Below are 25,740 nucleotides of genomic sequence, written 5' to 3' on the forward strand. Positions count from 1 at the left end.
GCATAGAGAATAGCATCCTTACCAACGATGCGCTTTCGCATTACTTCGCAAAATAATGTTTGTTTGTGACATTTGAGTATGTCCATTTACCTGCGATTTCGAGCGCTTCGGTCTTGTCCAGTTGTGGCTAAAAAGTTCTGAGTGCGGATCTAATTGATCTTTATAACTCATTCTTATCACCTCAAAGTTAGGATACTTACCTTTAACGAGAAAGCCTCGCTTGGCATCTCACTTATTAGCATGGCTAAATGCATACAAAGCATGCTAACAGTTTTCTCCATCCTTTTTTCACTGTTAAAAACAGATGAAATTTGTTAATAATAAAAAGAACAACTAATGACGGAATTCCCTTGGCATGATAAGATATTAAGGCATTACTTTAAAGTAAAATGAATGAAGATATGGATGTGATGAAACTGCGAGTTAATAAATTCATTAGCGAATCTGGAAAAGCTTCCAGACGCGGTGCAGATAAATTAATTAGCGAAGGTCGCGTAACCATTAATGGTAAGAAAGCAAAAATTGGTGACCAAGTATATCCTGGCGATGACGTTCGAGTAAGCGGAGAGCAGCTTCGTATCGCTCGTAACAACGTATATATTGCTTTAAATAAGCCAGTTGGCATTACAAGTACAAGTGAGAAGAAAGTAAAGGGAAACATCATTGACCTTGTCAATCATCCGTTACGTATTCACCACGTAGGACGATTGGATAAAGATTCAGACGGCCTTATTCTTTTAACAAATGATAATGACATTATAAACGAAATTCTACGTGCAGAAAATCAGCATGAAAAAGAGTATGTGGTATCTGTGGACAAGCCTATCACTCCAGAATTTGTTAAAAACATGTCAGAGGGTGTACATATTTTAGGAACAAAAACACTGCCGTGTAAAGTAACGCAGCTGTCGAAATACGAATTTCAAATCATTTTAACCCAAGGGCTTAACCGTCAAATTCGTCGTATGTGTGAAGCTCTTGGTTACCAGGTATTACGCCTACAGCGTACACGTATTATGAATATCCACTTAAATAATTTACCGGTTGGTCAATGGCGTGATTTAACAAAAAAAGAGCGTAACCAGCTGTTTAAAGAATTAAACTATGAACCAAAAGAGTGGTAATTAGCAGAGAAATTCTCTGCTTTTTTTATGCCCTCGACGGGATTCGAACCCGCACTCCTTTCGTAAGCTTAGGTTCGGGGGAACACGCTTCCCTACGGAGTTTCACCAACGGGAATTTCACCCGTTTCAGCTTATTTTGCTTTTCGGTGCTTCTGAAACCCTTACCTTGCGACCCGGTGGCTACAATGTTTTCCGGCGCTCTTCCCTTCTGAGCTACGAGGGCGTTTATCTTAAGAATACTGTCTCTACCTTACTTTATCAATTTATATAGAAGAGGTGTACCAATGGCTGAGCAAAGAAATATCTACAATAAACATTTTGTTAACAAGCTGGCCCATTCGATAAAAGCAGCTTATTCTTCATTTTCAAAAGATGCTTTTGTATCAAGTGTCTTTCATAAAGAGTGGGACAATCAATCATTAAAAGAAAGAATGAGACACATTACCACAATGCTACATAAGCATTTAGCTTTAGATTATCACGGAGCACTTGCTGTTTTATATAAAGTCGCCCCTGAATTTAAGGGACAGCTTGCTGGAATTACTTTTCCAGACTATGTAGAACAATATGGTTTGAACGAATGGGAAATGTCTATGGATGCGCTTGCTTTTTTCACGACCTACTCTACTTCAGAGTTTGCGGTTCGACCTTTTTTACTCAAAGATCAAAAACGCATGATGGAACAATTTTTAACATGGTCTACTCATGAAAATGAACACGTTCGCCGCCTTGCCAGTGAAGGCTGTCGTCCTCGCCTTCCTTGGGGAATATCTATTCCATCATTTAAACAAGACCCAAGGCCGGTGTTTCCCGTGTTAAATAACTTACTTCAAGATTCATCTTTGTATGTACGTAAAAGCGTCGCAAATAATTTAAATGATATTTCTAAAACGCATTCTGATCTTCTTTTAACTTTTACTGAGGCTAACCTTAATAAGCACCCACACACAGATTGGATTTTAAAACATGCATGTCGCACGCTATTGAAAAATGGCCATCCAAAAGTTCTACAGCTTTTTGGCTTTGACCAGAATCACCAAGTGACAATCTCAAATTTCCAACTTTCAGCTCCCGAAACAGCAATTGGAGACTCTTTAACTTTTCAATTTGATCTATATGGCGAAACAGAAGAGAAAATTCGTATTGAATATGCAGTAGATTATGTAAAATCACGGGGTAATCGCACAAGAAAAGTGTTTAAGCTAGCAGAGTTTCAAGTCAAAAAGCATTTATCTAAACACTATGAAAGAAAGCTTTCCTTTAAAGACTTATCTACGCGTAAACACTATAGCGGCTTACACACTTTAACGTTACTTGTAAATGGCATTGAGATGAAATCTCTTGATTTTCATCTACAATAAAGAGTTTGGGACATAACAAAATGATGGCTTCTAAAAGACGAACACTAGCTGTTCCCATCTCTTTCCCGCAGGAGTCGAGTGTCCTACGCTCCATTCCACCCTGTTTCCAACATTGTTTTCACAATCAACCAAAAAACCTGAACGATTAAAAGTTATGAACTCTCAATCGTTCAGGTATAGTAAAGGCTGAACTACTTATGTCTCAGTCTCTTTCTTTTATTCTCCGCCTTCATAAACAAGCCAGTTTGAATCTGTAATTTGGGCGGATAAATTAATAATTCTATTTTTCACTCGACTTGCTTCAGCTCCTTGTAAAGGCGCTGGCTGATAGTTATTTCTTGAAGCTACTGATGAAATGCTAAATGGAATAACCTGAATTTCTTTTTTATCTGTTAGCTCTTCACCTTTCAAATGAAAGGTTTGTTGAAAAACGAAAGTATCTTTATCACTTGGATTGCGATTTCCACCAAACATAAAGTTTCCTAGACTATATACAATGAACTTCCCTTTATACTCTTCAATGCCTTGAACAACATGTGGATGATGTCCTAGAATTAAGTCTGCACCGTTATCGATCGTGTAGCGAGCTAGCTCTTGCTGAGTTTGTGTTGGCACAGGACTTTTTTCAATACCCCAATGGTAATGTACAATAACAATCTCTGCACCTTCTTTGCGTAAACGCTTTATGCCAGCCTTGACTTCTTTTTTGGCTGTTTCCACATTTGAATCCCAACCTTCATACCCAAGTGCACCAATCTTAACACCCTTAACCTCTGTTATGTACTCGTTATCATAACCAAAGTAACCGATATCATTTTCATCTAATGTTTTCATCGTATCCTCATACCCTTGATCTAGATAATCAAAAATATGATTATTTGCCAAGTTCACAGCTTCAATATTTCCTAACTTTAAGATATTAACGTAGGAAGGGTCCCCTTTAAAACGAAAGGTTTTTGCTGCTTTTTGCGTCGAGTTAGTTAACGTTGTTTCAAGATTAACGGTCGTAAAGTCATCGTTTTCAAATAAATCTTTAATATGTTCTACAAAGTAAGGTAAGCCATTTTTATCTGCTTCATGCGGAAACGACTGTTGATATGGAAAGCTTTCGTCTGTACCAATTGTAAAGTCTCCCGCTGCGCTAATTTTAATCGTTGTTTCTTTTTCATTCTTGACGGCCGCTGCTTTTTTCTCTTTAGCTTCTTCCTTTTTAGGTTGTTCTTTTTCCGTTGAAGCAACGTTGTTACTTGCAGGTTCTGAACGATCCATATTGGCAACGACAAAATAGCCAATGAGAATCAAAGTTAGAATAGTAAAAATCCCTCTTTTTTTCATCCGCCGGTATTTCTGTTTTCTCCCTGTTCTTTCCTCCATCTGACCGATTCCCCTTTATACCATATTCCCCAAAAATCTATCATTTTTTTACAAAAAATGAATCTTTCTACCAACAGGATACTATAACCTTTTAGAAAAAACTAGGAATATATCAAAAAATCTAAATAAATGACTTTTTCAGATAAACTGTTTCTAAAAATTGATAGTTTCTCAATTGAAAACCATCTATGCATTATTTGTTATATATATAAATAATTATTTTAAATTCTTTTTCAAACGAAAGGGTCTGTTTTATCCCATTACGCTATACTAGAAAAATGAAAGGAGGATGTAAAATATGCCAAGAATTGAACTTTCTAGGGTTGGATTCACGCCTTTTCAACGGCTATTAGGTCACAATGTAGATATTATGAATAAATGGTGTGATTTAGGTGATGAGTTAGAAAGAACTCTTAGTCTATCAGCACAGCTAAAGGAAGAAGTAAGGCGCGTATTAGCTGAAAAAAATGGCTGCGCTTATTGTAAAGCAAAAGGTGCGCCAAATCGGAAACAACAAGATGAGAAAACCATGCTGGCGATTGCCTTTGCAGACGTTTTTTTAAAAGAAAAAGGAAGCGTTCCAGATACTGTCTTTGCCGTTTTAAAAGAGGCCTTTAGCGATAAGGAGATTAGCGAGCTTTGTGCTTTTATTTGTTTCACAACCGCTTCTCAATATTATGGAGCTATGCTAGACTTACAGCCATAAAAACTAACAGAGGTTGCATAATGCAACCTCTGTTAGTTTTTAAATGTTTGTTTTATATAACCTTTTCCATTTTTAATTTCTACCTTGGCGAAAGCACCGTTCACAAGCGTAAGCTGAGGAGGCATATGCCCAAAGTCAAGATCATATGCAATAGGTACTTCAAGCTCTTTTAAAAGGGCTTCATACACATCTTCAGCTGTATAGCCTCCGACTGGATGGTTAGCAGTGCTTCGACCAAAAAGTATACCGCTACAATAATCAAACCAACCTGCTAGCTTCATTTGAACGAGTGTACGCCTAAGGTCTGTAGCTGATAGCTCACAGTTTTCAAAATACCAAACGAGCTTTTCACCCTGTAAAAACCTCTGCTGAAAGCTTTTAACATCCCCACATGGTGTGCCAATTGCATGACGGATTACGTCGATACATCCACCAAGTAACCTTCCTTCAATCACAAGCTCTTTGTTCCCAACCATTTTCCACTCGGTAGGTTCGGTTAAATGAAAGACGCAAGGAGATGGATTACTGTGCTGCCATTCTTTTTGAAAATAAGTAGAAGAGTACTGCGTAATACTCTTTCCTTCTTCAAGTTGTAATACTCGTTCCCACATCTTGGTCGTCTCATCCCAGTACTCGCCTCGCAAATCGACTAAATTTGGACCATGAGCTGTTGCAATACCGGTGTTTATGGTTAACGCAAATAGGAATAAGCTTGTATCAGAATAGCCTAAAACCCACTTTGGCTTAATTTCTTGAAATAAAAAGTGCTCAAAAATTTCAATCAAAAGCTCCCCACCCCAAGGCGGAATAATTAAATTTATTTCTTCGTTTTTGAGCATACTCATCAATTCATAAGCTCGCACTTTACCTGAAGCAGACTTTGCTTTTACCTGCGTCCAAACAGTTTGACCGCATTGAACCTTATACCCACGCTCCTCCATTTTGTCACAAGCTGATTGAAACATCTTATGTAAAGCGTCTGGAACCCCCGAAGAAGGAGCGGTTACACCTATGGTAGCGTCATGCTTTAAACGCGGAAATTGAATCATTACTAGCACTCCTTTATTTCTCTCAGCCGAATATGTATTGTTCATTATACCATAATTAACTTTAACTGGGTTATTTTATCTTTATTTTCCTTTTTTTAAAAATCCCTCTTGACTTAAGGAAAATCCATCCATTATAATCATCCGTAAGCATTGATAAGGACATGAATAACTTTTCATTTCTACTCAGAGACTAGGGCCTTTGGCTGCGAGCCCTTTAGAAACAAAGTTGATTTACCACCTTTGAGCTATTGCGGGGAAATGCTTTGCAGACTATCCGTAATCGGGAAATCCGTTATCGTTTTTGAGCACGACGTTTTTTTGTCGTGAAACTAGGGTGGTACCACGACCGCACTCGTCCCTTCTTTTGGGATGAGTGCGGTTTTTTATACAATTTTATAGATGGCGTTGATAAGAATACGAATCTTCTTTTACCTTTTATCCAGAGACTGGGGCCTTTGGCTGTGAGCCCTTTAAAAACAAAGTTGATTTACCATCTTTGAGCTATTGCGGGGAAATGCTTTGCAAACTATCCGTAATCGGGAAATCCGTTATCGTTTTTGAGCACGACGTTTTTTTGTCGTGAAACTAGGGTGGTACCACGACCGCACTCGTCCCTTCTTTTGGGATGAGTGCGTTTTTTTTATTTAATTATGAGGAGGAAAAACATGAGAAACGCAAAACTTGAAAAGCAAAACCATCAGCAGCTAGGAAAAGAGCTTGAACTCTTTTTGACTCTAGAAGAAGCACCCGGCATGCCCTTTTTCTTACCAAACGGCATGGCCATTCGAAACGAACTCGTTAACGATTGGAAACAAAAGCATATTCAAGCTCAATACGCAGAGATTCAAACACCCGTTATGATGAAACAGCATTTATGGGAACAGTCTGGACACTGGGACCACTATCAAGAAAATATGTATTTTTCAAACGTAGATGAACAGAGCTATGCCCTAAAGCCAATGAACTGCCCCGGCGCAATTTTATTGTTTAACAGCAAACGTAGAAGCTACCGAGAGCTTCCGGTTCGTTATGCTGAACTTGGACTCGTACACAGACATGAACTATCTGGATCTTTAAACGGTTTGTTTCGCGTTCGCTCATTTACGCAGGATGACGCACACTTATTTGTTACGCCTGCTCAAATTGAAGCAGAGCTTAATGGTGTCTTAAAGCTGGTTCATGAATTTTATGAGCAGTTTGGCTTTGAGTATAAGATAGAACTTTCAACTCGTCCTGAAAAATACATGGGAGACTTAAGCATGTGGGAACAAGCGGAAGCGTCTCTTGAAAATGTCTTAAAAGTAAGAGGGTTAGCGTACGATATTAATAAAGGAGACGGAGCGTTCTACGGGCCTAAAATTGATTTTCATATTTTAGACTCCCTTGGCCGAAGCTGGCAGTGTGGAACAGTTCAACTGGATTTTCAAATGCCTGAAAAATTCGACTGCACATATATCGGAGAAGATAACAACCCTCATCGCCCAGTAATGATTCATCGCGCAATTTACGGTTCAATCGAGCGTTTTATGGGTATTTTAATCGAGCATTATGGTGGAGACTTCCCTCTTTGGCTTGCACCTGTTCAAGTGAAAATTCTGCCGATTGCTGATGCTCATATAGACTACGCAAATGAAGTTGCACAGCGCTTACGTCAGCATGGAAGACGGGTTGAAGTTGATAGCCGAAAAGAAAAGATTGGCCTTAAAATTAGGGAAGCCACGCTAAGAAAAGCTCCTTATATCGTAATTATTGGCGATCAAGAAGTAGCGAATAGCAGCCTTGCCATTCGAAAACGCACGGATAATAGTCAGCACTCCCTAAAATTTGATGATTTTTTACTGGAGCTTGCACAAAATAGATAAAATAAAAGCGCTCAATATAACCATACTGAGCGCTTCCTTTTTTAAAACAACAGTTCCATCTGACGACTTTTAGTAGTAAATCCCATGTTTTCATAGAACTTTATTGCACGTTCGTTAAATTCCAACACGTTTAGTTCAATAGCATCTACTGATTTTTCTCTGCCGTATTTAACAATTTCATTCATTAATAGCTTACCAATTCCTTTGCTTTGATGATCCTCACTAATACCGATGCTTCGAATGAATAAAGTGCACCGGTTTTTTAAAATGGGATTAGTATCTCCTGCCTTTTTAAAATCAAGGATCACATATCCAACGACAGACTTCTCTCGATCTCGTACGACTAGTAATTCTGTTTCAGCCGATTCAAGCCATTGTTGATATTCACCACGGGACAAGGTTGAATCCTTCTTCTCATATAAATCAGGCCTTCCTTTAATATGAAGCTTCTGCACTTGATTTTTCAGCTCTGAAAATGATAAAAAATCACTTTCAACTGCCTTTGTTACCGAATATGAATTCATAGCTTTTTCTCCTTTATGTTTTTTTAAAAATAATCTACCTAAACAAGATTACTGCCCAAACGTTTTGTAGGCTGTTGAATATACTTCTAAAGAAAAAGGAGGTATTGTTATGTATCAAAACCAACACGTATACACTGAGCACGATTTTCGCAGACCTTATGGCAGACCAGGCGGCTTCGGTCGTCCATTTGGCAGACCATTCGGACGTCCTTTCGGAGGACCATTTATCTTTGGAGCTCCGTTCTTAGGAGGATTAGCTGGCGGATTACTTGCTAGCTCTCTTTACGGCGGAGGATTCGGACCATACCCTTATCCACCATACCCTTACTACCCACCATATGGCTACTATTATTAAGAAGACATGGCTTATGCCATGTCTTTTTTTACCTATTAGTAAATTTATACTCCTAAAAAACCGTTCCCATAATCATATATACAATAGGAAACAAGAACATAGCTATATTTCCAACAATTGCTCCTTTAGTAAAGCCACTTTCTTTTCTCTTATAGATAGATAGGGCTAGCCAAAAGCCAATGAAACTTAAGACTAGAGGAAAAAAAATGACGACTCCTTGAATTTTCTCAAAAGTAACAACTCCTAGAAAGAAGTTTATAATTATGAAAAGCGGAATAATAAATAATAGATACGAAACGAATAGAATGACTGGTTTATTCATAAGCCCTCCTCCTACAGTTCAACTACCTTCATTAATACCTTCATTAATACCTCGTATCGCGTATATGGTGAAAATGAGGTTTTAAGTGCCTGCTTTGCTCCCTGAACTGCTTGATCAACGTGATGTTTTTCAGCAACTGATACCTTTGCAGCTGTTTCCTGCGTGTATTTATCAAGAACATTCATTTCCTTTTTGGTCTCACTCCATTCGCCATCTACATATAATCCATATTGCTTTACGCTTGCCGTATTTACCATGTCTCCCATTCACCCAAATGTTTATTATCTCGTTAATTCAATATCATAATGGTACTTATCACCACGAAACTTTGTGGTTGTAAATTCAATAGGCTTATCATCAAAACCAAAGCTCAACCTTGTCATTTCCAAGAGCGCTTCTCCCGCTCGAATGCCTAACAAATCAGCTTCGTAAATGATAAACGATAACCATCTGGTCTATGACTCACTCGGAAAATCGTTACTTCTCCAGCTTTTAAGCCAAAGTCCATTGCCAAGCCAATCTTTCTGTTAGGATGAACACCAGCTGTGGCTCCAGTATCTGGACGGGCTAACGAATAAGCACCAGCTCCACAGTGCCAAAATACAGCTGAATTTTTCTCTTCGTCAATGTGAACCAAGTCTCCCAAATACGGGGCGTTTCCTTTTGCTAATTCTCTTAAGATAAACATGGAAATTGATCCATCAATATCAGATTCACATGATGTTACCATTCCATCCTCTGTGAACTGAGACAGAGTTGAGCACGATCTACTTCTCCAACCCACTCTGACTTTGAATTAGTAATGCATTCTTTAAATGCTTTTTGCAAATCTATTTTCTTTAAAGTAACACCAAGTGCTTGATGCAGCTCATCTTCATCAGCTTGTGAGAAGAAGAAACCAGGTGGAATTCATGCGCTTTTTAATCTATGTATTGATGTTTTTATTTTCATTCATTTCATTACAAAAATAAACCGTACATCCAATATTATCTTTATGATCTTTTACCAGCGTATCTTTAGAAAATGAGTGAATCGAACGATAAATAAGCCAATCTCCAGCACCACCCCCTACTAATAATGTTGAGATTGCTACTAGCATGCCGTTGCCAACTACCAATCCGATAATGAGCGGAACAAATCCTGTAAGAAGTACAGGTAGCAACAGTGCCATGCGAAAAGCACGCATTGAAATGGGGACCTTACAGTGTGCGTAACAAACCATATACTTCCAAATAAAACCAAACTTTAAATCTGTTAGCTTGACCTTCCCAAACCACAAAAAACCAACTCCATGAAGCAGTTCATGAAGAAAAATTAATAGAAAATAAAAACCGATAAACTTAAGCAGGGACATAGGAGTAATGGTAAACTCTAACCCCCAGAACCATGTGTAAACAACCGTACTAAGCAATACAATTCCTATTGTGTAATAAGAGGCTTTTCTATTAACACCCTTAGGATCTAAAACGATTGAAACTTCCTTCCCCAAAAAATTCACACCTTTCCATTTAACAACAATAAAAACGTATATAAGAACTTATTTTCAGCATAATGAATCCTTGGTGAAAGACTGCATATGATATAGCAAGTCCATATTAAGGAGGTGTCTCTAATAGAAAGTTGGTTAAACGTTATTGCCAATGTAGTTTTTCCAATTGCGGTCGCTTTTTATTTACTCATTAAAAGATTGATAATTTCACAAAGATTATCAACCGTATTGCCACTATCATTGAAGAGCAAAAAAAGGACGAGCAGTAAAACGTACAAGCTTTCCATTTTCAAATGTTCAAAGAAACTGCCAACTAGATTATGATACTAGGTGGCATCTTTTTTAATTCCTTGAAAAGTAGTTTGTACATCTCCAACCCCTGGAAGAGCAGATAAAATGACTTGATCTCCGTGATAGGTTAAAACATCTAAGTCGCCATCTAGCCATAGTGGAGCATCTAAGTCAAAGTAATGAACATTTGGATGTGCTGCTGCAAAGTGTGCTGCCGCTCCTACAGAAAAACAAGGTTCCATCATGCTACCAATCATACAACCCACACCGTTTGCTTCTGCAATACTCGCAATTTTCCATGCTTCGTTTATTCCCCCGCACTTCATAAGCTTAATATTTAATAAATCTACATAGCGCCTTGCGACAAGCTTTAACGCGTCCTTTACTGAAAACAAGCTTTCATCTGCCATAATAAGTGTAGAAACCCGATTAGTTACAAACTTTAGGCCATCTAAATCATAGGAAGGAACTGGCTGTTCAATAAACTCAATGTTAAAGTTTCTACTTTCCATCTCATGAATAATCTGCACTGCTTGTTTCGCACGCCAACCTTGATTTGCATCTAAACGAAGCTTTATGTATGAAGGAATAGCTTCGTGAATTTTCTGTATGCGTTCAATATCTAACTCTGGATTCGCCCCAACCTTTATTTTAAGTACTTGAAAGCCGTCAGCTACAGCTGATTTAGCAGCTTTCGTCATCTTCTCTGGAGTGTCTACACCAATGGTCATACAGGTGGAAAGTGTTTTTTTTACCCCCTAAGTAAGTATGAAGCGGAACTTCTATTAATCTACTATATGCGTCGTGAAGAGCAATATCAGCAGCAGCTTTAGCACTAGTATTTCCTACACAGCAAGACTGTACACTTTGAAGTAACAGTTGAAATTCTTTAACATCTCTTCCAATTATCGCAGCTTTAATAGGCCCTTTAAGAGCTGCTAAAATGCTCTCTAACGAATCACCTGTAATCACATACGTTGGGGCAGCCGCTCCTCTACCCGTTATTCCATTTTCTAACGTAATAATCACTTCAACGCTTTCAATTTCTGTGGCTGTTCGGAGCGCTGTTTTAAATGGTACTTTTAACGGAATAGTTTCATGCTTTACTTCAAGGTTTTTAATAATCATTTGGCACACTCCCACTTTTTAATCCAAAATTATTACTTGTGTTTGCGTTTTTCCCACATACTTATAGGTAAGAGCTACTCGTTCAATTGGTTTGCTATGAGTAATTTTTAACATATATCTTTTACTGGAAGGCTCTATCTTCTTATGCACCTCTTGTAGCGTTAGCTGTTGATCAATCTGATCTGATAAGTTGATCACTTCGTTCGCTTTTATTTGCTCAAGTTCTAGCCCACTTGGATGTGCTTGATTATTTACTTGTATAGCTATGAGATAAACTGAGCTAATAGAGCTTTCATTATCTAACTCGATTGCCACTGTTTTTTTATTTGGGAGGAAAAGTTGTAATGGTTCCTATTTGAAGAGATTCACCCTTTCTTATATATATGAACCCTATAACAACTCCTACCATTAGAAAAAAGATTCCGCTCAACATAAGCCACTTTTTCATTTCCCTTTCCCTTCTTCAGCGAATACCATATGAGGTTTTGTTTCTTTGTAATAGCGAAGTCTGTCTTCTAACGTGCCCGTATGTACTTCAAACTTATGCCCGTCTGGGTCCGTGAAATAAATTGACTCTCTATCACGCTCATCTCTTGTTCTTCCTTTTAAAATTGGTACATGATAAGCCGCTAGTTTTGCCTCAAAACATTTTAAATCTCCAGCTTTAATTGAAAACGCAAAATGGGTATAGGAATCGTGAATTTCATTTCTTTGAATATGTTTCTCTTCATTTAACGCTATCCATAAACCATTTAAATCCAAATAAGCTGTGGCTGTGCCAGTAACAAGAAGATTAGCACCTAGAACCTGCTTATAAAAACCGATTGACTGAGCTAAATTAGATACTGAAAAGCAGCAGTGATTTATTCCTTGAATCATGTTGTCCTCCACCTTTTGTCTAGATAGTAGAACCACTAACTATATACATATACTACCATATCATTTTCATTTTTATCTTATTATTTTAAATTTTCTTCCTATTTTTGTATACTAAATAAGTAATTTATACAAAGCTGAATTCACCTACTACGTTTGTAGATTTTTCTCAACTACAAAAGCAACGGGAAAACGAATGGATATTCAAAAAAACAGTTTTCTTAGATAGCGGAACCATGCAAACATTAATTACGCCCCGCGAACAAATGGATGGAGCTCTTTTTGTGCAAAAAGTTTCACCTCCTCCATTCAAAAAAGAAGGTGAGAAATAACAAAACAAATGTTCAAAAAGACAAAATCTCTTTACGTTGTCTAAACTCGTTCCCAACATTGTTTTCACAATTAAAACAACCTGAACGATTAAAAATTCTTTCCTTTTAATCGTTCAGGTTTATCATTAGCTGAATTCCTTATGTTCCACCCTATCTTCTAAATCTTCATTTTCTGCAAACGCAGCGCATTTAACACAACGGATACAGAGCTGAACGCCATAGCGGCTCCGGCTAACCACGGTGCCAAAAATCCGATTGCGGCAATTGGAATTCCAATGGTATTGTAGCCGAATGCCCAAAAGAGATTTTGTTTAATGTTACGCATTGTTGCTTTACTCATTTGCAAAGCATGAACGATACTTGTAAGGTCACCTCTCATAAGCGTTAAGTCTGCTGCTTCAATCGCGACGTCCGTGCCGGTTCCAATGGCCATTCCAACGTCCGCCACTGCTAGAGCCGGTGCATCGTTTAAGCCGTCACCAACCATTGCCACTTTTGCCCCTTGAGCCTGCAGCTTTTGAATTTCGGCTGCTTTTCCTTCTGGTAATACTTCAGCAAGCACATGATGAATTCCCACTTCATTAGCGATAGCATTCGCTGTTTGCTTATTATCACCTGTAATCATCACAACGTGAAGTCCCATTTCTTTTAGGTCCTTAATAGCATTTGCTGACGTTTCTTTAACCGTATCAGCAACTGCTACAAACCCTGCATATTCACTGTTTAAAGCAATTAGCATAACCGTTTTCCCCTGAGACTCAATTTCTGAAATGAGTGATTCAACACCCGCAACTTCAATACCAGAATCAGACATAAGCTTTCTCGTACCAACTAAAATTTCCTCATCCTCTATAATCGCTTTTATACCATGCCCAGGTATTGCTTCAAAAGCTGAAATTTTTAGCAAACTAAGATTTTGTTCAAAAGCCTTTTTGACAATTGCGCGTGCTAATGGATGCTCAGACTGACTTTCAGCAGAGGCAACAAGCTGTAGAAGCTTTTCTTTATCTCCAGCATTTTCTGTCACAACATCCGTTACTTCTGGCTCACCCTTTGTCACGGTACCAGTTTTGTCTAACACGATGGTATCTACTTCATGAGCTGCTTCTAGATGCTCACCGCCTTTAAATAAAACACCTAGCTCGGCTGCTCGACCTGATCCCGCCATAATTGACGTTGGGGTAGCTAGACCTAATGCACAAGGGCAGGCAATTACAAGTACAGCAATCATTTTTTCAAGCACTGAAGCAAAGTCACTAGGATCAAGCACCATATACCAAACAAAAAACGTAACGATTGCTAGTGCTACAACAATGGGAACAAAAATACCTGAAATACGGTCAGCCACGCGTTGAATAGGGACTTTAGAACCTTGTGCGCTTTCCACAACTCTTATAATTTGTGCAAGCGCTGTTTCTTTTCCCACTTTTGTTGCTTTTACTTTTAAAAAGCCATTTTTGTTCACTGCGGCTCCCGTCACATCATCACCAATCGATTTTTCAACCGGAATACTTTCTCCTGTTAGCATGGACTCATCAATTGCAGATTGTCCTTCTATTACCTCACCGTCTACTGGAATTTTTTCGCCTGGCTTCACATAAACAACGTCTCCATGCTTCACTTCTTCAATAGGGACTTCAACCTGTTGGCCTTTTCGCTCTACAACCGCTGTTTTTGCTTGTAAACTTAAAAGCGTTCGAATTGCCTCTGAAGAACGCCCTTTTGCTTTGGCTTCAAATAATTTCCCAAGTAAAACAAGCGTAATTAAGATTGCGCTTGTTTCATAATAAAGTTCAATCATATGGGCATTTGAACCAATGGACTGGATCGACAAATAAACGCTGTAAAAGTAAGCCGCACTCGTTCCTAAAGCCACAAGAACATCCATATTCGCACTTTTATTCCTTAGCGCTTTATAGGCTCCAACATAAAACTGTCCACCAATAAGAAATTGAACTGGCGTAGCAAGGGCCAGTTGAAACCATGGATTTAAAAACATTGGCGGTACAGGAATAAAGGCCGTAAAGGAAAAGTGACTAACCATCGCCCAAAGCAGCGGTATGCTTAATATTGCTGCAATTAAAAATTTGAGTTCTTGCTGATTGGTTACTTTTTCACGGATATTTTCGTTTTTTTCAGCCTTTAAAGACGCACCGTATCCTAATTTTTCAATTCTATTAATGATGGTAGATAGATCAATTTGTTCTTCATTATATTTTAGAGTTGCCGTTTCTAATGCAAGATTCACGTTTACATGAGCAATTCCCTGTTGCTTTCCTAATACCTTTTCGATTCTGCTTGAACAAGCTGCACAGGTCATCCCGGTTATGTCTAGTTCTTCTGTTTCATAAATGACATCATATCCTAGATTCTGCACTTTTTCTTCAAAAACGCGTGGCTGAACTACTTCAGGTGTATAGCGAATTGTTGCTTTTTCTAATGCAAGGTTAACAGCTGCATCTTCAACGCCATCTAGTTTCTTCAAACTTTTTTCAATACGGTTTGCACAAGCTGAACACGTCATACCTGCTATGCGTAGCGTAATGTCTTTTTGACTTTTCATAAAACCCCTCCTCATATACCCTGTGTAGGTATATTACTTTTTAAAAGAGAACGTGCGAAGTTATTCGCACGCTTTCTTACGCTACGTCATAGCCTTGATCATCAATTGATTCTTTAATCGTTTCAAGGCTGACTTTACTTTCATCATATTCAACTTCAACCGTTGCTGATTCTAAATTAACCTGTACACTTTTTACACCTCTTAACTCTGATAGTGCACCTTCAACTGCTTTTACACAATGCCCACATGACATACCTTGTACTGATAATACTGTTTGTTCCATCTTTTCCAGCTCCTTTTTATTTCATTAAGCGTTTAATCGTTGTTAGTAATTCATCTAGTACTTCATCGTCACCTTCCTGCACTCTTTCGACCACACAGTGCTTCAAATGACCTTCTAATAAAATTTTGCTTACGCCATTTAAAGCTGATTGAACAGCTGATATTTGCGTAATGACATCATCACAATACGTATCCTTATCAATCAGACCCTTGATTCCTCGAATTTGACCTTCAATTCGATTAAGCCGACTCGTTAAGTTTTTCTTAACTTTTGGAGAATGATGACTTCGTCGTACAGTACCAGAATGACACTCTACCTTCATTTCAGACTCATGGCTTTCTTCCATTCAAAAACCACCTTTCATATTTCATATTATAATGTACCCCCCTACCCTATGTAAAGTGTTATGCAAAATGAAAAGGAACTGAGACATAACTAAATGATTCATTTCGGGAGACGAATCATGACGTTTCTAACCTAGTTAGGTTGTCTGAACACGTTCGTTCCATTTCACTCTTTTTTTAAAAATTTTTCCGAATCAACAAAAAACCCAAACTATGAGAAGAGATAACTCTCAATAGTTCGGGTTTATAACTAGCTGAAATACTTATGTCCCAGCCTCTTTTATAAATAAGCTTATTTTTTTAGTTTATCCCAAGTGCTTTCAAATGATTTAAACAGTTCTTCTTCCGTTACTTGACCGCCCACATACTCTTGAAGTGAGGCACCAAATTCTTCTTTCACACCATCTGGGAACTTCATAAACTGCCACGGCATTGTTTTTCCTTCTTCAGAGTACTTTAAGATTTCTGCACCTAATGGACCAATATCTTTTGCATCTGCTTCAATTGTCTTAAATGCAGGTACATATTTAAATTCTTCTACAAGTGCACGCTTACCTTCCTCAGAAGTTACCATCCAGTTTAAGAAATCTTTTGCTGCTTCTTTATCTGCTTCTGGTGCACCGTTATGAACGACCCAGCTGCTTGGTACATCGACTGAAATTTTACCTTTCACACTTCCACCATCACCAAGAGGCATTGGCATAACGCCTAAATCTAAGTTTGGATTAATCTTATCAAGCATTGGCTGAATCCAGTTTCCTTGTTGAATAATTGCTGCTTCACCCGTTGCAAAGTTCGTTACCTGCGTATTGTAATCCGTTGTTAATGAGTTTTTATTTCCATACTTAATTGTTAAATCCAATAGTTTAACATATTCTTTAAACTGCTGGTTACCTGAAATTTTTCCAGTCCCCTCATTTAAGCTCTTAATAAACGCATCTGGGTCTTCTTGAGCTGAGAAAGGAATGTTTAAACCATGATTTCCTAATACCCACCATTCGCCGTATCCAATTGAAAACGGCGTGATTCCTGCTGCTTTTAGCTTCTTAGCTGCTGCTTCTAGTTCATCTAATGTTTGTGGTACTTCTTTAATACCCGCTTTCTTGAAAAGCTCTTTATTATACGCAAATCCATAGCCTTCCAGGTTCATTGGCTGACCATATACCTTACCGTCAATTGTCATTGGATCTAACGTGTTATCAAACGCATCCTTTATCCAAGGCTCACCAGATAAATCTTCAAGTTTATCTTTCCACGTAACAGCTTCTTGATAGCCACCATTTGAGAAGATATCAGGCTCATTTCCAGAAGCGAATTTCGCTTTTAGTGCTGCTGCACCATCTGCACCACCTCCAACCGTTTCAATGTTAAACGTTACGTTAGGATTTTCTTTTGTATATTGATCTGTTAATGCTTTTAGCTGATCTGCAATTTCAACTTTTCCTTGAAAAATATCAACAACAACTTGGTCACCTTTTGCGCCACCGCTTGCATTATCGCCAGATGAACTATCGCTGGAGCATGCTGCTGTAAATAAAAGAGATGCTGATAGTACACCTGCTGCTAAAGGAAATTTTTTTAGTTTCATGCTTGGTTCCTCCTATGATATGTTTGGCTCCTATGCTCACTCATCATGAGCATAGGCTTCCAAATTCATTATTTAATAGACCCACTTGTAATTCCTTTGATAATATGCTTTTGCATTGAGAAGAAAAAGATTAATAATGGAATGATACTTAACATTAATGCTGCTAGTGCTAAATCCCACTGCTTTGTATATTGTCCAAAGAAGAAGAACGTTGCTAATGGAATTGTACGCAATGACGGATCTTGCAGAACAAGTAACGGTAATAAGAAGTCATTCCAAATCCATAAGCTGTTTAAAATAATAATGGTCACCGTGATTGGCTTTAACAACGGGAATACAATTCTCCAAAACACTCCAAATGTAGAGCATCCATCAATAATTGCTGCTTCTTCTAACTCTACTGGAATCCCTTTAATAAACCCGTGATATAAGAAGATTGCTAATCCAGAACCAAATCCTAGATACATCACAACTAATCCCCAGATACTGTTCATTAATCCAAACGAACTTGCCGCTTTTACTAATGGAATCATGATAGATTGGAACGGAATAACCATCGCTGCTACAAAGAGTAAAAAGATAAAGTTACTGAACTTTGTTTTTGTACGTACAAGCATATAAGCACCCATTGAACAAAAGACTACAATCATTAGATTACTTGCTACTGTAATCATTAATGAGTTTTTAAATACTCGTAAGTAATCCATTCTTTCAAAAGCTGTTACGTAGTTTTGCCATTGAAATGCTGATGGTAAAGCTGATGTATTCGTTAAGATTTCTGCAAACGGCTTTAATGAGTTAGCGATAACATAGTAAAACGGAACAAGGAAGATTAGACCTAGTATTATCGCTAAGATTTCAATAATAAACGTCTTTCCTGTATACTTATTGCGCATTAAGATTCAACCTCCTTCTTCTTCGTATACATAACTTGAAGCGTTGTAATACCTGCTACGATTAAGAAGAAGATCAGTGCTTTTGCTTCTCCAATACCATAACGGTTGTTAACGAAAGCCTCTGTATAGATGTTAAGCGCTAACATTTCTGTTGATTTAAACGGTCCACCGTTTGTTAATGATAAGTTTACATCAAATATTTTAAATGAAGATGAAATGGTTAAGAATAAACAAATTGTAACGGCTGGCGCTACCATTGGTAGTGTAATATGACGAAGTGTTTGCCAGCGGTTCGCTCCATCAATTTTTGCTGCTTCAAGAAGCTCTTGAGGAACGTTTTGTAAAGCTGCTACATAAATAATCATGATATAACCGGCACCTTGCCATACGCTGACAATAACTATGCCCCAAAAAGCTGTATTTGCATCTCCCAACCAAGGAAGCTCAAATAGTGACCATCCTGTTAATTGACCAATTGATGAAAATCCTCGAATAAAAATGAATTGCCATACAAATCCAAGTAATAATCCACCAATTAAGTTAGGTAAAAAGAAGACTGTTCGTAGAATGTTTCTTGTCTTAAGCATCTGTGTAACAAGTAATGCAAGACCAAACCCAACGACATTTGTTAATAAGATTGCAACAACGGTGTACTTCGCGGTTAGAATGAAGGAAGCATGAAATTGCTTATCTTCAAAAAGTAAGTACTTAAAGTTGTCTAATCCTACCCACTCAATATTTCCTGTTACACCATTCCAATTGGTAAAGGCATAATAAACACCTGATAAAAACGGATATAAAACAATCATGCTAAATGCTAAAAGGACTGGTCCTACAAACAAGGTAAATATTCCTGCTTTTTTCCACTTTTTACGATTGCTTGTGCGAATTGATGACTTCGTTTGTCTTGGCTTATTTACTGACACAACCTCTTTTTCTTGCAATTTGCTTTGGCTCTCCATGTAACCGCACCTCCTATATGCTCTCATTTTAGTGCAGCATAAACTTTTTTGAAACCGATTACATTGACAAGGAGGGTGGAAAATATTGAACTCTTCCCCTAAAAGCAACAAAAATCGATGATTTTTCACCCCCTACCTTTTAACTAGAGAGAAAAATCTCCTCCACCTTCTTCTACCTTTTGTACCTTGTGAGAGGAAGGTACAAAAATTATAATGGGAATGAATTTATAAAAAAGGATGGTATCAAAATGCCTCTTCGTTATGTTTGTCCACACTGCCAAGGAAGCGGAACGAAATTTGGATTTGCGCTGCTTTCATTTATAAAGTGCAAAGTATGCGGTGGAGATGGCCATGTCGTCATGTCAAACATGATGTCTCCTAATCATGATAAACAAAATCCAAAAGAACATGCTGACAATCAAGACCAAGCAAAGTAAAAACGAAACATCTATCATACAAAACAGCCGCTTATTCGTATAAGCGGCTGTTTCAATTTTATTACCAAGTTGCTACGTAATGTCCTTTTCCCGTTGCTGGTGTGTTGTAGCTTTGATTTTCACCATCTTGCCAAATGATTTTCCCATTTTGATCTTTAATGTAGAACTTAAATTCATACTCACGATCAGCAGCTAAGTCAAATGTTCCCTCAAAGCTACCGTCTCGCTTTGGTTTTAACGTATAGTTATAGTTGCTTGCATTCCAACGACCTAGCTCTCCTCGATTACCTGTTACATGAAGCGTTTGACCTTTCTTTAGCTGTAAACCTTCCATTTTAAACGTAACTGGTAATGGCTTTAGCGCAAGCTTATCCTTCAACATCTTAAGTTCATTTGTCGGATGCCCAGCCTCGTCAAATAAATACGTCATACGAAGAAGCGTAAAACCATCAAAGTCATAGTTAAATACCATCTCAGATGCATTGTCAAATCCCCATTCATTATTAATAACAGGAAGCGCATTTTCTCCGTTTAACGAAAGATTACGCTCGTTTGCTAATGTAGCAATTTGAGTCACTAACGTTTTTGGAGCACTATAGTAAGGAGATGTTTGTGCATCTTGGTCTCCCATTTCTAAGCAAGTAAACGTTAACGCCATATTTGATTTTTTAAATTGGTCTAGAAGCTTAGCATAATTATAATATCCTGTGCTGTATTCAGCAGCATGTGGCATTTCAGGATCGTTCATCTTCCAGTGCACACCAGAAATTTTCGCACCAACTTCTACGCCAAACGTACGATCAAAGTATTTATGTGCTTGCTTTGAGATTGTCTGAAGATGATCTTCAAGAGCCCCTTGATACCACTTCATAAAATCTTTTCCATATATAGTTTTGTAAGCTTCACCGCTTGTAAAGAAAGTATCTCCGTCAGTTGGAGGTTCAATATCATTCCACTTCTTAAATGATGTTCCCCACGCCTTGTTAAGATTTTTAATATTTTTATATTGATTCTTCATTTCATCTCTAAAGTCTTCTTTTGCACCTTCTGTATATGCTTGTAGCTGACCGCGTTTTGGATAGTCCCATCCGTCTGCAAACTGATAAGATGGGTAGCGTAATTCTCCTGCTGGTCCGCCACTTAAATAAATTTTACTAATGATATCATCATAATTAGCAAAGTTTTTTGCAAACGAGCGATATAATTCCTCATACTGCTTTTCAATTCCGTTCCACCAAGGTGCTAATGCTTCTTTATTAACAAACCCAGTTTCACTTTTGAATGCCATGCTTTCTATGTCATCTTTTTCCCACAGCCAATTAGGTATTGGATAGTTACAATCATCTCCTACGTTACCACCACATTGATGTGTGGATAAAATAGGAACCCATTTCAGGCCTGAATTTTCAACAACGCTGGCATACTTTTTATAATAAGACCAATCAAATTGATTATCTCCCTTAGCTTCAACAATTCCCCACCAAATATCTGTTGTTAAGCCGTATACTCCATTCTTCTTCATTTGAACAAGCTGACGTTCAAACTGATCCCAATCCGTAACTTCTCCTAAAGGAGCCATAACGTACAGCTTGTAATCTGATTTGACTTCTGCGTGAGTACTTGTATAGCTTGTAAATATAATTGCTGTACTCATTATGAATGCTAACAGCACTTTAAAACTTTTCCCCATCTCTTTTCCCCCTTATTATTGTTAGAAGCCTTCATCTTTCTTTTTATGCAACCGCTTGCAATTTTCTATAAAAGATGAATTTCTTTTCTATAAAATTATAGAAAAGCCCTTTCGTATTCGTCAATTAACTTTTTCATTTTTTTTGAAAAATGAGTCATTTGATCTATCCTTTACTCAGCACCTTTCTTTTTTAAAAGGTTTGTTCATGCTATGCTTAAAGTAGAAAAAACATTTTTGAAAGGGTGAAGCACTATGGATAAACCATCAATTAAGTTAATTGCTCTTGATATGGATGGCACACTATTAAATACAGAAGGTGAAATTTCACAAGGTAATCAAAAAGCTATAGCACAAGCAGAAGAAAAAGGAATACATGTGGTTTTAAGTACAGGACGGTCGCGCCCAACTAGTATTGAATTTGCTGAGTCGTTAAAGCTTTCCTCTTATATTATTAATGTAAATGGGAGTGAAATCTGGGACGGTGAAGGAAATTTAATTGAGCGCACGATTCTACAACCAGATTACATACAAGAAATGTGGGATTTAAAACAAAAGCATAAATTAACTTTTTGGGCTGTGACGAGTGAAAAGGTATGGAGGGACGAGTTTCCAACGGATATTACTAATCATGAATGGCTAAAGTTTGGCTATGATATTCATGATGATGATACGCGCAAATTAGTTTTAGATACATTAACTAAAAACAAAAATCTTGAAATTACAAATTCTAGCCCAACAAATCTTGAAATTAACGCTCTTGGCATCAATAAAGCAAAAGCACTTCGTACCGTTTGTGATCGCTTAAATCTGTCAATGAACGAAGTAATGGCTATGGGTGATAGCCTAAATGATATTGCAATGATTACAGAAGCTGGAGTAGGCGTAGCCATGGGTAACGCGCAAGATGTCGTAAAGGAAGCAGCTGACTGGATAACTAAAACCAATGACCAAGATGGTGTTGCTGAAGCTATTTATCACTGGGCTTTAAAGTAAGAGTTATATTTACACTTTCTCAAAGAGACTGAGACATAAGTAATTCAGCCTCTACTATACCTGAACAATTGAGAGTTCATAACTTTTAATCGTTCAGGTTTTTTGGTTGATTGTGAAAACAATGTTGGAAACAGGGGGAATGGAGCGTAGGACACTCGACTCCTGCGGGAAAGAGAGGGAAAACGGAGATCCCGCAGCGCAGCGAGGAAGCTCAGGTTCCTCCCCGCGGAAAGCGAGTGGCCGTAGCGCAATGGAACGAACGTGTTGAGACAAACTAAAGAGATGGGAACAGCTAGTGTTCGTCATTTAGAAGCAATCATTTTGTTATGTCCTAAACTCTTTACTTTTTTTCTCATTATTCATAAGCAACGTCGAATTAGGCATACTAACGAGCATATAAGGCTTGAAAAACAATATGCCTTGTATAGGAGGTCTTTCCAGCGTGCTAAAATATGTCAAAATCTCTGAAAAACAATTCATCGTGCTACTTAGCCTTTATATAATTGGGAGTGCTATTTTAGTTATCCCACCTATCATTGTTTCAATTGCAAAACAAGATGCTTGGATTACAAGTATTTTAACGCTAATCATCGCTTTGGGTATTATGCCTTTATACATAGCACTAGGAAGACGATATCCAACAATGCTATTTACTGAGTTCACCGAAGAAATTCTCGGCAAATGGATTGGCAAATTGTTTTCTATCATTTTTTTAACTTTCCCTTTAGTAGCAGGTTCTTTAACACTTTATAATATTGGTGACTTTATCATTACGCAAGTTATGCCTGAAACCCCAATTGTTCCAATTTATGTATTTGTATTAAGCGTATCGCTGTTTGGCGTTCGCTTAGGACTTGAGGTTTTGGCACGTTCTGGTGAAATTTTATTTCCATGGGTCATTGCTCTCTTTAGTTTACTCGTATTATTTCTTATTAAACAAATTAGCTTTGATCACTTTCAACCATTATTGACTACGGGTATCCGACCTATTTTCATTTCCACAGTGCATTTTTTGACATTTCCTTTTTTGGATACAGTTGTTTTTTTAATGATTTTTCCTTATGTTAAATGGACGAATAAAAAACGCACACCTGTTTATATTGGTACATTGATTGGCGGTATTTTTTTAATTATCATTATCTTTCTTTGCATTTTAGTTTTAGGAGTAGATCAAACTTCTACTCGTCTTTTTCCTACCTACCTATTGGCTCAAGAAATTAATGTGACAAATTTCATAACCCGCATTGAAGTAATTGTCGCTATAATTTGGTTTATTTCAATTTTCTTCAAGCTTAGCATTTTGTTGTTTGTATTAAACTTAGGATTAGCGCAGTTATTTAACTTAAGTTCATATCGTTTCTTAGCCCTACCTATCGGATTATTATTTTTAGCTTCTTCCAATATCTTTGTGCCAAGCGGTCCGTTTTTAGGAACTTACACGCTTACTACTTCTCCTTTTTATACAGGCACAATCGGCTTTGTTCTGCCTCTTTTCCTTTTTGTTATTGATCGAATAAAGAAAAAGCTAGTGGATTCTTAGCTACTTTACTTAACGAACGCCGAATTTTACGCTAAACTACGATATGAAAACGTTAAATAAAAAGGGTAGGGAGAATAAAAAATGAAAACAGAAAAAGAAAAAATGATTGCAGGAGAAATGTACATATCAGGAGATGCTGAATTGATCAAAGATCGCACTCATGCAAGAAAAGTAACCAGATTATTTAACCAAGCAGTTGAAACAGATGATACTTATCGCATGAGTTTAATAAAAGACCTATTTGGTTCGACTGGGGAAAATATTTATATCGAACCTATTTTCCGCTGCGACTACGGATATAACATTCATGTAGGAGAAAACTTCTATGCGAATTTCGATTGCTTAATTTTAGACATTTGCCCTGTAACGATTGGTGATAACTGTATGCTAGCACCAGGTGTTCATATTTATACAGCTACTCACCCACTCGACCCCGTTGAACGTAACAGCGGTAGGGAATACGGCAAGCCCGTTGTCATTGGGGATAACGTTTGGATTGGCGGTCGCGCTGTCATTAATCCAGGCGTTACTATTGGCGATAATGCAGTTATTGCATCAGGAGCCGTGGTGACCAAAGACGTTCCTCCAAACGCTATCGTTGGTGGAAATCCTGCACGAATTATTAAAGAAATTAAGATATAATGAGACCAATGAAGACTGGGATATAGTATTTCAGTCAATGAAATATCCGAACGGTTGCTAACCTGCAATCGTCCGGATATTTTTTTGTTCGTTCCAAAAATAAGTAAAAAACTAGTCGAATGGGACTTAGGGTACACAACTCTCTTGATAAGAGAGTATCTGCAGCGCGATGGATTGCATTAACTACGGGTTCAATTTGTGTAATTACGCTTTTGTTTTTTGTAGTTAAAAAATTGGTACAAGCATCAATATTTGCTCAAGATCAATTTATTGTTAAATTTAATGACAACGTTGATGAGAATACAATCGCTTCAATTCATAAAAAATATAAATGTGAAGCTTCATATTGTAGTGAAACATTAGGCTTTCAAGTAGTTACTACAGCCAAGAATATTAATAAGATGATGAAAATATACTCGGAACTCGATGAAGTTGAATACGCAGAGCAAAACTACGTGTTTGAAGCTTCCTATATTCCAAATGATTCATTTTATTCCTTTCAATACAGACCTCAAAAAGTAAGTGTTCCTTCTACATGGGATGTTACTCAAAGCAATGCTGGCATTAGAATTGCAATACTTGATAGAGGCGTCCAGCCAAACTGCCCTGACCTCGCATTAAAATTAGTTCCCGGCTATAAATTTATTGATAACAATACTGACACAAATGACTTTAATGGCCACGGCACTCACGTAGCTGGATTAGCAGCATTATTAGCAGCTCAAGGGCGCAGCTCGTCTCAAATCCGTACAGTCATTCAAAATACGTGTGACCCAATAATAGGTACAGGAACAAACTGGGTTTATGGTAGAATAAATGCAGACAGAGCCGTGCGCTCTCCTCTATAAAATTTAAAAGTACGAACCGGATTTACCAAAGGTACGTCCGGTTCTTTTACGTCAAAAAATATTTTCTTGCTAAAAGTGTTAAATTTTATGACGATATGGTAAAAAATACTTTACGGGTAAAATAATTCTTTGTACCATATATCTTGTGGTTTGTTCTGAAA

Annotated in this window: 28 protein-coding genes, 1 pseudogene and 1 other annotated feature; of the genes and pseudogenes, 10 read left to right on the top strand and 19 right to left on the bottom strand. The window is 37.7% G+C overall.

Annotated elements, in window-relative coordinates; genetic code table 11:
- Positions 1-18: 18 nt before the first annotated feature.
- Positions 19-171, bottom strand: coding sequence for a YpzG family protein (locus MKZ18_RS13485; RefSeq protein WP_078989514.1), 153 nt, complete (start codon positions 169-171; stop codon positions 19-21).
- Positions 172-416: 245 nt separating this feature from the next.
- Between MKZ18_RS13485 and rluF the strand changes: the two genes are divergently transcribed.
- Both rluF and MKZ18_RS13495 read left to right on the top strand, forming a co-directional pair.
- On the top strand, positions 417-1,124 hold the full coding sequence (gene rluF / locus MKZ18_RS13490) for a 23S rRNA pseudouridine(2604) synthase RluF (RefSeq protein ID WP_076512818.1): 708 nt from the start codon (positions 417-419) through the stop codon (positions 1,122-1,124).
- A gap of 284 nt (positions 1,125-1,408) precedes the next feature.
- Positions 1,409-2,485, top strand: coding sequence for a DNA alkylation repair protein (locus MKZ18_RS13495; protein WP_318757319.1), 1,077 nt, complete (start codon positions 1,409-1,411; stop codon positions 2,483-2,485).
- Positions 2,486-2,701: 216 nt separating this feature from the next.
- Here MKZ18_RS13495 and MKZ18_RS13500 read toward each other — a convergent pair whose 3' ends face one another.
- A complete protein-coding gene (locus tag MKZ18_RS13500) occupies positions 2,702-3,859 on the bottom strand; it encodes a CapA family protein (RefSeq protein ID WP_251385448.1) in 1,158 nt (385 codons plus the stop codon).
- Between the two features lie 298 nt (positions 3,860-4,157).
- On the opposite strand from MKZ18_RS13500, the gene MKZ18_RS13505 reads away from it, so the two are divergent.
- The gene (locus MKZ18_RS13505) at positions 4,158-4,565 is read left to right on the top strand and encodes a carboxymuconolactone decarboxylase family protein (RefSeq protein WP_035321122.1); all 408 of its coding nucleotides are present in this window, start codon (positions 4,158-4,160) and stop codon (positions 4,563-4,565) included.
- 32 nt (positions 4,566-4,597) lie between these two features.
- Here MKZ18_RS13505 and MKZ18_RS13510 read toward each other — a convergent pair whose 3' ends face one another.
- Positions 4,598-5,614, bottom strand: a complete 1,017-nt coding sequence (locus MKZ18_RS13510) for a S66 family peptidase (protein WP_061785809.1) — start codon at positions 5,612-5,614, stop codon at positions 4,598-4,600.
- A 141-nt stretch (positions 5,615-5,755) separates the two neighbouring features.
- Positions 5,756-5,977, top strand: a binding site (T-box leader).
- Between the two features lie 302 nt (positions 5,978-6,279).
- On the opposite strand from MKZ18_RS13510, the gene thrS reads away from it, so the two are divergent.
- Entirely contained in the window at positions 6,280-7,476 is a 1,197-nt protein-coding gene (gene thrS / locus MKZ18_RS13515; protein WP_318757828.1) for a threonine--tRNA ligase, read from the top strand.
- Between the two features lie 41 nt (positions 7,477-7,517).
- Here the strand turns inward: thrS and MKZ18_RS13520 are convergent, their stop codons facing one another.
- Positions 7,518-8,000, bottom strand: coding sequence for a GNAT family N-acetyltransferase (locus MKZ18_RS13520; RefSeq protein ID WP_025910873.1), 483 nt, complete (start codon positions 7,998-8,000; stop codon positions 7,518-7,520).
- 109 nt (positions 8,001-8,109) lie between these two features.
- Here MKZ18_RS13520 and MKZ18_RS13525 point away from each other — a divergent pair, with 109 nt between their 5' ends.
- Entirely contained in the window at positions 8,110-8,355 is a 246-nt protein-coding gene (locus MKZ18_RS13525) for a hypothetical protein (protein WP_025910872.1), read from the top strand.
- A gap of 52 nt (positions 8,356-8,407) precedes the next feature.
- On the opposite strand, the gene MKZ18_RS13530 is transcribed toward MKZ18_RS13525, so the two are convergent.
- From MKZ18_RS13530 to MKZ18_RS13590, 14 genes and pseudogenes are all read right to left on the bottom strand, one after another.
- On the bottom strand, positions 8,408-8,677 hold the full coding sequence (locus tag MKZ18_RS13530; RefSeq protein ID WP_144594122.1) for a hypothetical protein: 270 nt from the start codon (positions 8,675-8,677) through the stop codon (positions 8,408-8,410).
- 11 nt (positions 8,678-8,688) lie between these two features.
- Positions 8,689-8,934: an aldehyde dehydrogenase family protein gene (locus MKZ18_RS13535; protein WP_061785813.1), complete on the bottom strand. Its 246-nt coding sequence runs from the start codon at positions 8,932-8,934 to the stop codon at positions 8,689-8,691.
- 24 nt (positions 8,935-8,958) lie between these two features.
- Positions 8,959-9,060 carry a hypothetical protein gene (locus tag MKZ18_RS21105; RefSeq protein ID WP_445936765.1) on the bottom strand — a complete coding sequence of 34 codons (102 nt, stop codon included), beginning with the start codon at positions 9,058-9,060 and terminating at the stop codon, positions 8,959-8,961.
- 29 nt (positions 9,061-9,089) lie between these two features.
- Positions 9,090-9,407 (bottom strand): hypothetical protein, encoded by a 318-nt coding sequence (locus MKZ18_RS13540; RefSeq protein ID WP_061785814.1) that lies wholly within the window; start codon positions 9,405-9,407, stop codon positions 9,090-9,092.
- Positions 9,408-9,602: 195 nt separating this feature from the next.
- On the bottom strand, positions 9,603-10,166 hold the full coding sequence (locus MKZ18_RS13545; RefSeq protein WP_144594121.1) for a DUF3267 domain-containing protein: 564 nt from the start codon (positions 10,164-10,166) through the stop codon (positions 9,603-9,605).
- Between the two features lie 326 nt (positions 10,167-10,492).
- A pseudogene (locus MKZ18_RS13550) lies at positions 10,493-11,585 on the bottom strand (dipeptide epimerase).
- Between the two features lie 18 nt (positions 11,586-11,603).
- Positions 11,604-11,900, bottom strand: coding sequence for a hypothetical protein (locus MKZ18_RS13555; RefSeq protein WP_138116787.1), 297 nt, complete (start codon positions 11,898-11,900; stop codon positions 11,604-11,606).
- A 129-nt stretch (positions 11,901-12,029) separates the two neighbouring features.
- Entirely contained in the window at positions 12,030-12,464 is a 435-nt protein-coding gene (gene fosB, locus MKZ18_RS13560; protein WP_025910866.1) for a metallothiol transferase FosB, read from the bottom strand.
- 486 nt (positions 12,465-12,950) lie between these two features.
- On the bottom strand, positions 12,951-15,356 hold the full coding sequence (locus MKZ18_RS13565) for a heavy metal translocating P-type ATPase (RefSeq protein ID WP_341344559.1): 2,406 nt from the start codon (positions 15,354-15,356) through the stop codon (positions 12,951-12,953).
- A 76-nt stretch (positions 15,357-15,432) separates the two neighbouring features.
- Positions 15,433-15,639: a copper chaperone CopZ gene (gene copZ, locus MKZ18_RS13570; RefSeq protein ID WP_061785820.1), complete on the bottom strand. Its 207-nt coding sequence runs from the start codon at positions 15,637-15,639 to the stop codon at positions 15,433-15,435.
- A gap of 16 nt (positions 15,640-15,655) precedes the next feature.
- The gene (locus MKZ18_RS13575) at positions 15,656-15,985 is read right to left on the bottom strand and encodes a metal-sensitive transcriptional regulator (RefSeq protein WP_061785821.1); all 330 of its coding nucleotides are present in this window, start codon (positions 15,983-15,985) and stop codon (positions 15,656-15,658) included.
- 290 nt (positions 15,986-16,275) lie between these two features.
- Positions 16,276-17,571 (bottom strand): ABC transporter substrate-binding protein, encoded by a 1,296-nt coding sequence (locus MKZ18_RS13580; RefSeq protein WP_025910861.1) that lies wholly within the window; start codon positions 17,569-17,571, stop codon positions 16,276-16,278.
- Positions 17,572-17,639: 68 nt separating this feature from the next.
- The gene (locus MKZ18_RS13585) at positions 17,640-18,467 is read right to left on the bottom strand and encodes a carbohydrate ABC transporter permease (RefSeq protein ID WP_025910860.1); all 828 of its coding nucleotides are present in this window, start codon (positions 18,465-18,467) and stop codon (positions 17,640-17,642) included.
- Positions 18,467-19,429: a carbohydrate ABC transporter permease gene (locus MKZ18_RS13590; protein WP_025910859.1), complete on the bottom strand. Its 963-nt coding sequence runs from the start codon at positions 19,427-19,429 to the stop codon at positions 18,467-18,469. The genes MKZ18_RS13585 and MKZ18_RS13590 overlap by 1 nt, the downstream gene beginning before the upstream one ends.
- 248 nt (positions 19,430-19,677) lie before the next feature.
- Between MKZ18_RS13590 and MKZ18_RS13595 the strand changes: the two genes are divergently transcribed.
- On the top strand, positions 19,678-19,866 hold the full coding sequence (locus MKZ18_RS13595) for a hypothetical protein (RefSeq protein ID WP_025910858.1): 189 nt from the start codon (positions 19,678-19,680) through the stop codon (positions 19,864-19,866).
- Between the two features lie 61 nt (positions 19,867-19,927).
- Here the strand turns inward: MKZ18_RS13595 and MKZ18_RS13600 are convergent, their stop codons facing one another.
- Positions 19,928-21,556 (bottom strand): family 14 glycosylhydrolase, encoded by a 1,629-nt coding sequence (locus tag MKZ18_RS13600; protein ID WP_251385452.1) that lies wholly within the window; start codon positions 21,554-21,556, stop codon positions 19,928-19,930.
- A 252-nt stretch (positions 21,557-21,808) separates the two neighbouring features.
- Here MKZ18_RS13600 and MKZ18_RS13605 point away from each other — a divergent pair, with 252 nt between their 5' ends.
- From MKZ18_RS13605 to MKZ18_RS13620, 4 genes are all read left to right on the top strand, one after another.
- Positions 21,809-22,549 (top strand): Cof-type HAD-IIB family hydrolase, encoded by a 741-nt coding sequence (locus tag MKZ18_RS13605; RefSeq protein ID WP_100347097.1) that lies wholly within the window; start codon positions 21,809-21,811, stop codon positions 22,547-22,549.
- 442 nt (positions 22,550-22,991) lie between these two features.
- Entirely contained in the window at positions 22,992-24,089 is a 1,098-nt protein-coding gene (locus tag MKZ18_RS13610) for a GerAB/ArcD/ProY family transporter (RefSeq protein ID WP_251385453.1), read from the top strand.
- Positions 24,090-24,170: 81 nt separating this feature from the next.
- On the top strand, positions 24,171-24,731 hold the full coding sequence (gene maa, locus MKZ18_RS13615; RefSeq protein ID WP_182840836.1) for a maltose O-acetyltransferase: 561 nt from the start codon (positions 24,171-24,173) through the stop codon (positions 24,729-24,731).
- 233 nt (positions 24,732-24,964) lie between these two features.
- Positions 24,965-25,579 carry a S8 family serine peptidase gene (locus tag MKZ18_RS13620; protein WP_251385454.1) on the top strand — a complete coding sequence of 205 codons (615 nt, stop codon included), beginning with the start codon at positions 24,965-24,967 and terminating at the stop codon, positions 25,577-25,579.
- Positions 25,580-25,740: the final 161 nt, after the last annotated feature.

This window comes from Priestia sp. FSL W8-0001, from assembly GCF_038050335.1.
GTDB classification, from domain to species: Bacteria; Bacillota; Bacilli; order Bacillales; family Bacillaceae_H; genus Priestia; species Priestia flexa.